At 56.3% G+C, this 12,709-nt stretch carries 10 protein-coding genes; 7 read left to right on the top strand and 3 right to left on the bottom strand.

Annotated elements, in window-relative coordinates; translation table 11 throughout:
* The first annotated feature begins 9 nt into the window (after positions 1-9).
* From ACR0L3_RS14010 to ACR0L3_RS13985, 6 genes are all read left to right on the top strand, one after another.
* Positions 10-639 (top strand): glutathione S-transferase family protein, encoded by a 630-nt coding sequence (locus ACR0L3_RS14010; protein WP_480746357.1) that lies wholly within the window; start codon positions 10-12, stop codon positions 637-639.
* Between the two features lie 110 nt (positions 640-749).
* Positions 750-3,152 carry a GcvT family protein gene (locus ACR0L3_RS14005; protein WP_480746356.1) on the top strand — a complete coding sequence of 801 codons (2,403 nt, stop codon included), beginning with the start codon at positions 750-752 and terminating at the stop codon, positions 3,150-3,152.
* The gene (locus ACR0L3_RS14000; protein WP_480746355.1) at positions 3,152-4,705 is read left to right on the top strand and encodes a trimethylamine methyltransferase family protein; all 1,554 of its coding nucleotides are present in this window, start codon (positions 3,152-3,154) and stop codon (positions 4,703-4,705) included. The genes ACR0L3_RS14005 and ACR0L3_RS14000 overlap by 1 nt, the downstream gene beginning before the upstream one ends.
* A complete protein-coding gene (locus ACR0L3_RS13995) occupies positions 4,706-5,380 on the top strand; it encodes a TetR/AcrR family transcriptional regulator (protein ID WP_480746354.1) in 675 nt (224 codons plus the stop codon).
* Complete coding sequence (locus ACR0L3_RS13990; RefSeq protein WP_480746353.1) at positions 5,377-6,681, top strand: NAD(P)/FAD-dependent oxidoreductase; 1,305 nt, start codon at positions 5,377-5,379, stop codon at positions 6,679-6,681. Before ACR0L3_RS13995 ends, ACR0L3_RS13990 begins: the two co-directional genes overlap by 4 nt.
* A gap of 52 nt (positions 6,682-6,733) precedes the next feature.
* Positions 6,734-7,465 (top strand): hypothetical protein, encoded by a 732-nt coding sequence (locus ACR0L3_RS13985; RefSeq protein WP_480746352.1) that lies wholly within the window; start codon positions 6,734-6,736, stop codon positions 7,463-7,465.
* Between the two features lie 14 nt (positions 7,466-7,479).
* Here the strand turns inward: ACR0L3_RS13985 and ACR0L3_RS13980 are convergent, their stop codons facing one another.
* Positions 7,480-7,839, bottom strand: coding sequence for a DUF3307 domain-containing protein (locus tag ACR0L3_RS13980; RefSeq protein WP_480746401.1), 360 nt, complete (start codon positions 7,837-7,839; stop codon positions 7,480-7,482).
* A gap of 243 nt (positions 7,840-8,082) precedes the next feature.
* Here ACR0L3_RS13980 and ACR0L3_RS13975 point away from each other — a divergent pair, with 243 nt between their 5' ends.
* Positions 8,083-11,079, top strand: a complete 2,997-nt coding sequence (locus tag ACR0L3_RS13975; protein WP_480746400.1) for an ABC transporter transmembrane domain-containing protein — start codon at positions 8,083-8,085, stop codon at positions 11,077-11,079.
* Here ACR0L3_RS13975 and ACR0L3_RS13970 read toward each other — a convergent pair.
* Together ACR0L3_RS13970 and ACR0L3_RS13965 are read right to left on the bottom strand one after the other, a co-directional pair.
* Complete coding sequence (locus tag ACR0L3_RS13970) at positions 11,076-11,363, bottom strand: ArsR/SmtB family transcription factor (RefSeq protein ID WP_480746399.1); 288 nt, start codon at positions 11,361-11,363, stop codon at positions 11,076-11,078. The genes ACR0L3_RS13975 and ACR0L3_RS13970 overlap by 4 nt on opposite strands.
* A gap of 110 nt (positions 11,364-11,473) precedes the next feature.
* The gene (locus tag ACR0L3_RS13965; protein ID WP_480746351.1) at positions 11,474-12,706 is read right to left on the bottom strand and encodes a mandelate racemase/muconate lactonizing enzyme family protein; all 1,233 of its coding nucleotides are present in this window, start codon (positions 12,704-12,706) and stop codon (positions 11,474-11,476) included.
* Between the last annotated feature and the right edge of the window lie 3 nt (positions 12,707-12,709).

The raw sequence follows: 12,709 nt of genomic DNA, 5'->3' as shown, positions 1-12,709 counted from the left end.
ACCCATCATATGATGTTTTACGATTGCGCGACGGCGCCCAACCCGCGCCGGGCTCGGATGTTCATCGCCGAAAAAGGCATAGAGATCGAAACGCGCGAGATTTCGATTGCCAAGGGTGAGCAACTGGAGGACTCGTTCCGGGCCGTGAATCCGCGCGCAACCCTGCCGGTTCTTGTCACCGACGAGGGCTCGGTTCTGACGGAAAACCTGGGGATCGCGGCTTATTTGGAAGCGCGCTTTCCCGAACCGCCTTTGATGGGGCGAACCCCGGATGAAAAGGGGCAGGTTTTGATGTGGAACGCCTTTGTCGAGCAACAGGGCGTTGCCCCGATCGGAGAAGCGCTGCGCAATATGCACCCGGCCTTCAAGGATCGTGCCATTCCGGGGCCGGTTGATTACGCGCAGATCCCCGAGTTGGCGGAACGGGGCGTTGCGCGTGTCGAAGCCTTTTTTGACTCCCTCGAAGACAGGTTGCGGCAAAGCCCGTTCATCGCGGGCGAGTTTTTCAGCCTTGCCGATATTTCGACATTCGTATTCGTTGATTTCGCGGGGGTGATCAAACGGCGTATCCCCGAAAGCAATACCGCAACGCAAGAGTGGTTTCAGAGCGTCAAATCCAGACCCAGCGCCAGTCTTTAATTTAGGCAAATTCCTGCTTGGGTTGGTATTCGTGCAGAACTGTACAGAAATGTCTAGACAGAAGTGAACAGTGCGACTAGCGTCCTCCCCGAGTCTTTCAGGGGGGCAGGATGAAATCCCAGTATCGTGTTGTGGTCATCGGAGGCGGCGTTGTCGGCGCATCGGTCTTGTATCATCTGGCAAAATTCGGTTGGTCGGACGTTGTAATGCTGGAACGGCGGCGGCTGGCCTCGGGGTCATCCTGGCACGCGGCGGGCGGCATTCATGCGTTGAACGCCGATCCGAACATGGCCTCGTTGCAGGCCTACACGATTGACCTGCTCAGCGAGATTGAAAAGGAATCGGGTCAGAATATCGGCCTGCACATGACCGGTGGCCTGACCTTGGCCGGAACGCCCGAACGGTGGGAGTGGTTGCAGGCGAATTACCGTATCTTCCAGTCCATCGGTATTGACGATTGCGAACTGCTGACCCCGGAAGAGGCGCAGAGACGCTGCCCGATCATGTCGACAGATGGCGTTTTGGGCGCGATGTGGGCGGATCGCGAAGGTTATATCGACACAACCGGTACAGTGCAGGCCTACGCGACGGCGGCAAAGAAACGCGGGGCGGAATACTATGAAGAAACCAAGGTCGAGGAGCTGATCCAAACCGCCGATGGCTGGCAGGTTGTGACCGACCGAGGCACGATAACCTGTGAGCATGTGGTGAACGCGGCGGGCCTCTGGGCTAAGCAAGTGGGCCGCATGGCTGGTGTCGAACTACCTGTCTCTCCGTTGAAGCACCACTATCTGATCACTGACACGGTTCCCGAAGTGGCCGAGGCAGATTTCGAGATGCCGATGACGGTGGACCTTGAGGGTTTCACCTACATGCGGCAGGACCAAAAGGGCGTTCTGGTTGGCATTTACGAGGTCGACCACGAACACTGGGCCATGGACGGCGCGCCTTGGAACTATGGTGAAGAGTTGTTTCAGGAACAGCTCGACCGGATCGAGAACGAATTGACGCTGGGCTTCGAACGCTACCCGTCCATCCAGAATGTCGGCATCAAGACATGGGTGAACGGCGCGTTTACGTTCTCGCCGGACGGCAATCCTCTGGTTGGGCCGGTGCCCGGCAAACCCGGCTATTGGTCTGCTTGCGCTGTTATGGCGGGTTTCCTGCAGGGCGGCGGTGTCGGCAAAACGCTTGCCGAATGGATGATTCACGGCGAACCAGAAGCCGACGCCTGGCCAATGGACGTGGCGCGCTATGGCGATTTTGCGCAGAACAAACGCTATATCCGCGAAACGACCGGCCAGTTCTATTCCCGTCGCTTCGTGATGACTTACCCGAACGAACAATTGCCTGCAGGTCGCCCGTTGAAAATGGCCCCGGCCCATGACGCAATGACCGAGGCTGGGTGCAAGTGGGGTGTCAGCTGGGATCTTGAGGTGCCGCTGTATTTCGCGCCCAAAGGATTCGAGGAAACGCCAACGCTCAAGCGCTCGAACGCGCATGACATCGTGGCCGAGGAATGCAAAGTGATCCGCGAGGGCGTTGGCCTGCTGGATATTTCGGGCTTTTCGCGGTTCGAGGTCAGCGGCCCCAATGCCGAGGTTTGGCTGGATAAAGTCATGGCGTCGAAACTGCCTGCGCCCGGCCGGGCCAAGCTGGCCCCGATGCTGGGTGAGAACGGGCGGCTCAAGGGCGATCTGACCGTGCTCAACTGGGGCGACGGGACCTGGTGGATCATGGGCAGCTACTATCTGCGTGCTTGGCATATGCGCTGGTTCGATGATCACATGATTGACGGTGTTGATATCCGCGATTTGGGTGAGGAGTATTGTGGCTTTGCCGTGGTCGGTCCGAAATCGCAAGCGGTGGTTGAGAAGCTTGCGGAACAGGATATGTCAGGCCTCAAATTCATGGGTTGCGGGGACTACGATATCGGGTTGGTCCGCGCCCGAGTCGCGCGCATGTCTGTAACAGGTGAAAAGGGTTATGAGATCAACTGTCGTTATGGTGACCACATCAAGCTGCGCCGCATGTTGCTTGAGGCCGGGGCAGGTGAAGGTATCCGTGAATGTGGCTTCAACGCAATGCTCTCAACGCGACTGGAAAAGAGTTTTGGCATCTGGTCGGCGGAATTCACACAGCTTTACACGCCCGGCATGACCGGCATGGACCGCTGGATCGACTGGGACAAGGATTTTGTCGGTAAGGACGCGGCTGTGGTCGAGCGCGACGGAAATGGACCAGCCCAATTGCAGGTCACTTTGGAAGTGGACGCGCTGGACGCGGATGCCAGTGGGTATGAACCGATCTGGTCCGGTGAAGAGCGCGTAGGATTTGTGACGTCGGGCGGCTATGGGCATTACACGGGCAAGTCGCTGGCGATGGCGTTGGTTAACCGCGACAAGGCCGAACCGGGCACAGACCTGTCAGTACATGTGGTCGGCGTAGAACGTCCCGCGCGCGTGATCGCGGCGTCTCCATATGACCCGCAGGGCAAGGCGATGAGGGGCTAATGGTCATTTCGCAAACATCCGAGCGTGGCAGGCGAAGGCGTGGGCGCGGGACTGAAGCCGCGCCTCCGCCCCAGCGCGACGTGAACTATCGCCAGCTGAAAAACCCGTTCCCCCAGATGGAAGTGTTCCCGGCTGAGCAGATTGCTGACATGCATGAAACCGCTCTGCGGACACTACAAGAGCTTGGGGTGAAGGTCCTGCTGCCTGAAGCTCGCCGCATTTTTGAGAATGCAGGCGCGCGCGTGGACGAAGACAGTGAAATGGTCTTTATCGGGCGTGATATGGTCGAGGCTGCTGTAGCCTCGGCCCCCAAGTCGATCGCCTGTCGCGCGGGTTCTCGGCGGCGGGATTTTACATTGGAACTTGGCAGTCTTGTCTTCCAGCCGGGTGCTGGGGCCCCAAACGCCACTGATCTTGAGCGGGGCCGCCGCCCTGCAACCGGGCAAGACTATCTTGAGTTCCTGAAGCTCACGCACCATTTCGACGTGTTCCAAATGATCTCGCCGCAGGTTGAGCCACAGGATGTGCCAACGAACCTGCGTCACTATTTCACGACCAAAGCGCAGATGGAGCTGACGGATAAGTTCCCGTTCTTCTTCTCACGCGGGACGCCGCAAGTGATGGATTGCTTTGAGATGCTGTCCACCGCGCGAGGCTTGTCCGACGACGATTTTCGTGCCAACCCGCATTGCTACACGATTATCAACACCAATAGCCCCCGAACGCTGGACATTCCGATGGCACAAGGGCTGATCGACTTCGCCCGACACGGGCAGATGTCGATCATTACGCCATTCACTCTGATGGGCGCGATGGCTCCGATCACCGTGGCGGGCGCGATCACGCTGTCCCATGCCGAGGCGCTGGCAGCGCTGACCTTAACTCAACTGGCAAATCCAGGTGCTCCAGTCTGCTACGGGACGTTCACTAGCAACGTGGACATGAAATCAGGCGCACCTGCTTTCGGCACACCGTCTCACTTTCAGGCGTCGCTGGCGGCTGGGCAATTGGCGCGGCATCTGGGTCTGCCTTGGCGATCTGCGGCCGGGTCAGCCTCGAACATCAATGACGTGCAAGCAGCGAATGAAAATCAGTTCGGCTTGTGGGGTTGCCTGATGGCCGGGGCGACTGTGATCATCCATTCGGCGGGGTGGCTGGAAGGCGGGCTGACTGTGTCCTTTGAAAAATTGATTTGTGACGCAGAAGTGCTGAACATGGTTGCCGAGCTTTGTGCCGGTGCGCAGGCGGGAACTTCCGAGATCGGTTTTGATACGGCGCTGCGTGAGGTTGAACCTAGCGGGCACTTTTTTGCATCTAGCCAGACGATGGAGCGTTACAACACCGAGTTTTACCAGCCGCATGTCCACGACTATGCCAATTTCGGCACCTGGACCGAACGCGGTTCGGTTGACGCTAATCACCGTGCCACTGGGGTCTGGAAAGGCATTCTAAACGACTTCAAGGCGCCGAGTGCCGACAGTTACCGACTGGGCGCCTTGCAGGATTTCATCGCGCGTCGTACGGCAGAGGGCGGCGCACCGCCGGAGAGTTGAATGAACACCAAACCAATCCTGCACCGGGATGATCCCAAGGCCGAACCCTTGGTCGGCAACATTAAGGTCACGCGCGACGACTGGCTGAACGTGGCGATGGATGTGCTGATTTCCGATGGTGTGGACCATATCAAAGTTCTGAACTTGGCCGAGAGAATGGCCGTGTCACGGTCATCATTTTATTGGTACTTCAAGTCGCGACAGGAACTGTTAGACGCGTTGCTGACCCGCTGGCAGGCCACCAATACGGCAGCCCTGGTCGCGCAAGCCGAAGCTCCGGCAGAGACGATCACTGGTGCGGTTTGTAACGTGCATCGCTGCGTAGTGAACACAGACCTGTTTGACACGGCGCTAGATTTTGCTGTGCGGGATTGGGCGCGCAAGTCAGGAAAAGTACGGCGTGCGCTGGATCAGTCTGACGCCAGGCGACTCGAGGCACTACATGCCATGTTCGCCCGGTACGGGTATTCCGAGGTCGAGGCCGAAACCCGTGCCCGCGTGCTGTATTACATGCAGATCGGCTACGATCTGGCGCAATTGAACGAGCCAATGGAAACACGGTTGTCGATGGTATCGCACTACCTTTACGTCTTTACCGGTGTCGAACCGCGACCTGAGGAAGTTGAAGAATTCAGCGCATATTCAAAGCGCTATTGGGAAGGAGACACAGAATGAGCCAACCAGACGCAATCATAATCGGTACCGGCGTCATCGGCGCCGCCATCGCGTTCGAAATGGCCAAGGCAGGTTGGAAGACGCTGTCGCTGGACCGCAATTCTCAGGTCGGTCATGGCTCGACCGCGGGTTCTTGCGCGATCATTCGGATGCATTATTCGACCTTCGATGGTACTGCGTTTGCGTGGGAGGGGTATCATTACTGGCGTGACTGGGCTGATTATCTTGGCCTGCCTGCGGACGCCAATCTGGCACAGTTCCGAGAAACTGGGTGTCTGGTGATGAAGACAGATGCGAACGGAAAGTTGGAAAAGCACATGAAGAACAGTGCCGATCTGGACTGCCCGTTCGAGGAATGGTCACCCGAAAAGATCACCGAGCGTCTGCCAGTTTATTCGCTGGACAGTTTCACGCCACCCAAGCGCATGGATGATCCAGAGTTCGGTCAGCCGAACGGGCGCAAAATGCAGGGCGGAGTATTCTGGCCGCAAGCGGGTTATGTTACCGACCCAGCCCTTTCGGCGCAAAACCTCATGGACGCGGCCAAACAACATGGGGCCGAGGTGCGCACCGGGGCCGAGGTGGTCGAGATCCTAACCGATGGTGACCGCGTGGCTGGCGTAAAACTGGCTTCCGGCGAAGAAATCCGCGCAAAGGTTGTGGTCAATGTCGCCGGGCCGGGTTCGGCCATTGTCAACATGATGGCGGGTGTGTTGGATGATATGACCATCGAAACCCGCCCCTTGCGGCAGGAAGTCGTACATGTCCCCGCGCCCGAGGGGTTCGATTTCGAAAATGACGGCACCATCGTCTCGGACAGTGACATTGCCTGTTACTGCCGGCCCGAGCACGGCAACCACATTCTGGTCGGCTCGGAAGACCCGGAATGTGATCCGCATCAGTGGTGCGAGGATGATGTGCATTATAATCACGACTTTACCGACCAGTGGACCACGCAGGCCATGCGTTATGCCCAGCGGGTGCCCAGCCTAGGTATACCGTCCAAAACACGCGGGGTAGTGGATCTGTACGATGCATCGACCGACTGGATTCCCATCTATGATAAATCCAGCTTGCCTGGATTCTACATGGCCTGCGGAACCAGCGGGAACCAATACAAGAACGCGCCGATTGCAGGCAAGATGATGGCGGCTTTGATCGACTATTGCGAGGGCGGGGTCGATCACGATGCTGACCCACTTCAATTCGAGCTTCCTTATATCAAGCGTATGATCGACGTAGGGTTCTATTCCCGCAAACGACCAATTAACGAAGAAAGTAGTTTTTCGGTTCTGGGCTAGCCATCGGGCCAAAAGGCTCTAACCTTCCTGGGAACCAAGTGTGGGGCCCAGGATGACCGAGCCAACGAACCGAGTTCTGATATTGGGGAGCGCCCCGAGCGCCGTCGCTGCGCAGGAATGGGATCGCGACTCCTTTACACATATCGTTGCGATCAATAACGCGTGGCGTATCAGACCGGATTGGGACGTGTTGATTCATCCCGAAGATTTCCCGGTCAAAAATCAACCGGCCAGTATCAATCCTCGTCAGCGGATTGTTACTGCGCAGGACTATGTTCCGGCCCAAAATGAATTCGGTGGATTTGTCTTTGCCGGGGGTACGATGGCTTTTACCGCTGGATACTGGGCACTGTCCGCTTTGAAACCCGCTGTTCTGGCCTTTTTCGGTTGTGACATGATCTATTCGGGAAGTGGAAATACACATTTCTACGGGAACGGTACTGCAGATCCTCTGCGTGCGGATATCACTCTGCGCTCGCTCGAGGCCAAGTCCGCACGTCTGGCTTTGTTCGGTGCGGCGCAAGGTTGCAGAGTTGTCCGGCTATCGCGAGGGGAAAGCCGGTTACTTTTTCCATCTGTTGTGAAAGAAGATCTGACAGCGGTTGATTTGCCGGACACAGATGCGATGTCAGCGGTGTTACAGGCGGAAAACGAGTTGGGATACTTTGTGCCCTCGGGCCGTTATTGGGAATTCGCAGATAGTTTCGACGTAGACAAACTTGACGCTATAGACCGACAGTGGCTGCACGCCTACGGTCCGTATGCTTTTGCGCATGTTGCCTGAGAAAACGCCCTGAATCAGACGGCAAATTTTGCCCAAGCCCACACCATGGCGATATAGGTCAGGTTATGCATCAACTGATCTAGCCCGGCCGCGCGCCAAAATGCAGGCTGTGATGGCATGAGTTGTTTTTTGTCGGAATACCTAGCTTTGGCAAAATCGATGTTGAAATGCACAATCCATTCGAGAGCCGCAATAATAAGAATGAACGACCACGGTGCTCCAAATAGTAGAAACACGATAACTGAACCAATGACATGCACACCGGCATGTTGAGCTCGGCCCCAATGAAGATATTCACCGCGACCGGATAACATTTTGGGAGTTTGGAGGTAGAAGTCAGCGAACATATGTTTGATCTGCAATAAGCAGAGCATCAAAAACACTGCGCCTAAATTGGCAGTCAAAGTGTTCCTCCCGAAATCGTCCGAAACAAATTCTAGGCGCTAAAGGGTTGGGGCGCAAATGAACTTGTTCACACAAGGCGGAATAATGTTCAAAATGGAAACCATTTGCGTCAGCGGTAGCGATTGCGGTAAATTCAAACTGTTGGATGTACAGCATTTTCGTCCAGACCGGACTGGTGATCCATAGTAGGGGCAGCTTCAATAGAACGTTCGATTTTCCGGTTTATTTGGAAGTATTCAAAACGCGATCAACTGATCTTGTTGGCCGTGACTTCAACCTTGTTTCCGCTTTTGTATCTGACGCTGGAACTGCCGAAGCGAATTATCAACGACGCGATCGGTGCAGCAAACCCTATCGTGGACGTGTTTGGGTACCAATTGCCGCAAACCACGTTCCTGATAATTCTTTGTTGTGCGTTTTTGGTGGCTGTACTTGCGCACGGCCTTATGAAGATGCGCATCAACACCATGAAAGGCGTGCTGAGCGAACGGATGCTGCGCCGTTTCCGGTACCAGTTGATCAATCGCGCATTGCGTTTTCCACAACCCTATTTCGAGCGGGTCAGCCAGGGCGAAATGGTGTCGATGATCACCGCTGAAAGCGAGCCGATGGGCGGGTTGATGGGCGATGCGATCAGCCAGCCGGTGCTGCAGGCCGGTCAGATGATCACGATCTTGTCGTTTCTTTTCCTGCAAAGCGTTTGGTTCGGATTGGCGGCGGTGGCCCTAATTCCGCTACAGGCTTGGCTGATTCCCAAGCTTCAGCGCCAGATAAATCAGCTGAACAAGAAACGTATCCAGGAAGTTCGCGTGCTGGCGGCCCAGATTGGCGAGAACGCTGCTGGGGCCTCGACCCTGCGGGCTAACGGCGGCTGGCGCTATCGCCGCGCAATGATCTCAGAGCAGTTGGGACGGCTGTTCGATATTCGGTTCGAGATCTACCAGAAAAAGTTCTTTATGAAGTTCATCAACAACTTCATCTCTCAGCTTACGCCTTTCATGTTCTATCTGGCCGGCGGTCTTTTGGTACTGCAGGGTTCAGTCTCGCTTGGGGCGCTGGTCGCAGCTCTGGCGGCTTACAAAGATCTAAGCTCGCCGTGGAAAGAGTTGCTGACTTATTACAACCAGACACAGGATATGTCGTTGCGGTGGGATGTGGTGATCGAACGATTTGCCCCACCGGGAATGCCGGATGAGAAACTGTTTGAAGGTGAGCCTGAGACATGGCCACGTTTGAACGGGGATATCGTTCTGGATCGGGTCTCGGTCCGGGACATGGATGGCAATCAGGTTTTGGACGATCTGAACCTCACATTTTCAGGCGGGCAAACCGTCGGGATCGCGGCCCCTAGCGAAGAAGATAGACGCGCCTTGGCCGAATTGTTGACGCGCGAAATCGTGCCCAGCGCGGGGCGGGTTGAAGTAGGCGGTGAAACTTTTTCTGATCTCCACCAGAGCGTCGTGGCCACGCGCATCGGTTATGCTTCGTCGCGCCCGATCATGTTCAAGGGCACTTTGGGCGATAACGTTATGATGCCGATGCGCCAGAAGCCGCTTACAACGCAGGCCGACGACCCAGAATTTGTCGAAACCCTGCGCGCAGGTAACAGCGCCGATCCATTTCAGGCAGACTGGCTTGACCCCTCACTGGCCGGGCTGAACAGCCCAGCAGAACTGCGGGATTGGTGGCTGCATTTGATTGATGGGATGGGGTCAGGTGCGGCTTTGTTCCAGCGCGGCGCTGATCAAAGGTTTGACGTTCTGGAACATGAGGAATTGGCGCGTAAATTGGTTGAACTGCGGCCACTGGTCCAGCAAGCCGTTCAAAAAGCCGAATTGACCCAACAAGCGCTGGTGTTTGATTGGGACCGCTATAACGCCGCGTTGCCGGTTGCCGAGAACCTTCTTTTTGCTACGCCGCGTGTGCCGGTCACTCAGGAACTATTGGCCCGCCAAACCGTCTTTCTGGGACAGTTGCGCGAATTGGGGTTGGATGAGACTCTGGTCAGTCTGACCCGCGACGTGATCGAAATGTTGCGCCAGATTTTTGGTTTGGACGGAACTGACCACCCGTTGTTCCGCAAGCTTGGGCTTGAGGCGCAAACGTATGAGGCCGCCTTGGAACTTGTCGAGCGGACTAGGAACGAAGGCGTTTCAGGTCTTGACGACGACCAACTGGCAAATCTGTTGGCGGTGCCCCTTGTGATCTCGGCAGAACAGATCGGTCCGGCGTTCACGGATGAACTAAAAAACCGCATTCTGGAACTCCGCCACAGCCATTCTGAGAAGCTTCTGGAGCGGCTTCACGACGTATTTGTGCCACTGAAAAAGGATGAGTTTGCACCTGGTCTGACCGTATTAGAGAATGCGCTGTTCGGGAAAGTTAGTCAGATCGGGGGAGGTCGTTCAGATGAGGCTCGTAAACTGATCGTTGACGTGTTGGATAAGCACGGCGCGCGGCCCTTGGTGGTGGAATTGATTTACGACGTTCCTGTTGCAATAGGCGGGCAGAACCTGCCAGCCGTCTTTGCCGAACCACTGGCATTTACTCGGGCAACGATAAAGAAGCCGGACATTCTGATTTTGGAAGACGCGCTGGCAAGTTATGATATGGCGACCAGGGTGGCCGTCTACAAAAACCTGCGGTCCTTGCTACCGGATACTACCGTCATCTACCTGAACGATCAGTTCGATAACCCTGACGTATTCGACATGTATGTCGAAATACGGCAAGGTCGGGTGGTTTCGGACGAAGAGGATGCCATGGTGGAAGGGGACAGTGCTGCGTCGGCCGATTTGGCACGCAAGTTGCGTGCGCTTGAGCAGACGCCGATGTTCTCTGGCCTCGACCGGCGGCAGCTGCGTCTATTGGCATTTGGTGCGCGTTGGTTCGATGCCAAGCAGGGCGAGGTGATTTTTCTGAAGGACGACCAGCCTACCGATGGTGCCTATGTTGTGCTTGAGGGCGAGGCCGGGCTGTATCTGCCGCAAATGGAAGGTCCGGATCAACTGATCCTCAAAGTGGGGCCGGGTGCGTTGGTCGGAGAGCTAGGCTTGATCCGCAAGGAACCGCGCGCCCTGAGCATGATTGCCGAAACACCGCTTTCCTGTCTGAGGATTGGTGAGGAGGAATTCCTTGCGGTGGTTGAAAACGATGCCGCTACCGCGTTCAAGCTGATGCAGGTTATTGCGGGTTATGTCTCGAACTAGTTGTCTGGCTTGCAGAACAGATCGTAGAGCAACCCGATGACCTGCGAGGTGTTTCCGTCTTCAAGCGAGTAGTAAATCGTCTTGCCTTCCCTGCGGGTCGAGACCAGACGTTCGTGCCTTAGGCGAGCCAGCATCTGACTGACTGCCGCCTGTCGAATTTGAAGCAAAGCTTCCAACTCACCGACTGACTTTTCACCTTCGCCAAGATGGCAGAGGATCATGAGACGACCTTCATGAGCCAACGTCTTGAGAAAAGCCGCAGCCCGCCCGGCACTTTCTTTCATGTCCGCGGGGATTTCAGGGTGTGCGCTTTGGATGTCTTTCGCTTTGGGGGGCACGCGCGACCTGCATCATTAAGGGGTTTGTTTAATATGCCCCAAATCGGGATCGCTTGTCACCCCTCAGTCGCCGGCGCGCCGCCCTGAAAGGCGTTGCCGTTTACATAGTCGCAGGGTTCTTCCTGCATTTGCAGATGCAACCCGTCCCCAGTGTATGGATGCGCTCGGGCCAATTCTTCGTCCACTTCGATCCCAAGACCAGGCGAGGTTGGAGCTGTAACAAACCCCGCTTCAACGCGCAAAGAACCCTTGATTAGCTGATCGTGGAAAGGTGTTTCGATTGTTTCCAACAGCAAAAGGTTCGGGATCGACGCAGCCAGATGAATATTGGCCGCCCATTCGATCGGGCCAGCGTAAAGATGTGGCGCCATCTGCGCGTTGAAAACCTCGGCGATGGCGGCGACTTTCTTCATCTCCCAAATGCCGCCGGCGCGGCCCAACGCGGGTTGTAGAATCTCGGCAGCCCCGGCGCGCAAGACGGCCCCGTATTCGGCCTTCGTGGTCATTCGCTCTCCGGTCGCAACAGGAATGCGGACGTTGCGTGCGACGCGAGCCATATCCTCAATCATGTCGGGCGGGGTGGGCTCTTCAAACCATAGCGGAGAGTAGGGCTCTAGTGCTTGACCCAGACGAATAGCCCCCGCTGTATTGAACTGTCCATGCGTGCCAAACAGCAGATCAGCCTTGTCCCCAACGGCCTCGCGGATCGCTTTACAGAAAGCAACGGACATTGAGATATCCGACATTGCCGGCATATGCCCGCCACGAATGGTGTAGGGACCTGCTGGGTCGAATTTCACGGCGGTAAACCCGCGCTTCACCATCTCTGCCGCGCATTCTCCGGCCTGTTCGGGTGAGGTCCAGAAGTCGGTGAGGTTATGTTTGGGTAATGGGTATAGGTAGGTGTAAGCCCGAATGCGTTCGTTCATCACGCCACCCAAAAGGGCATAAACTGGGCGGTCGCGGTCCTTTCCTAGAATATCCCAGCAGGCGATTTCTAACCCAGAGAACGCGCCCATCACGGTCAAGTCCGGGCGCTGGGTGAAGCCGCTGGAATAGGCGCGGCGGAACATCAGCTCGATGTTCTCGGGGTTTTCGCCAAGCATATGCCGTTCAAAAACGTCTTGGATCACGTGCCGCATAGCTTCGGGGCCGACCGAAGACGCATAGCATTCGCCCCACCCAGTGATGCCTGTGTCGGTCGTAACTTTTACTAAAATCCAATAGCGCCCGCCCCAACCCGGCGCGGGCGGGGCGGTGACGATGATGTCGAGGTCCTGCAGTTTCATCCG

Source organism: Ruegeria sp. CK1, from assembly GCF_056536545.1.
The sequence above is the reverse complement of the archived record's forward strand: the minus strand, read 5'-3'. Positions and strand labels throughout refer to the sequence as shown.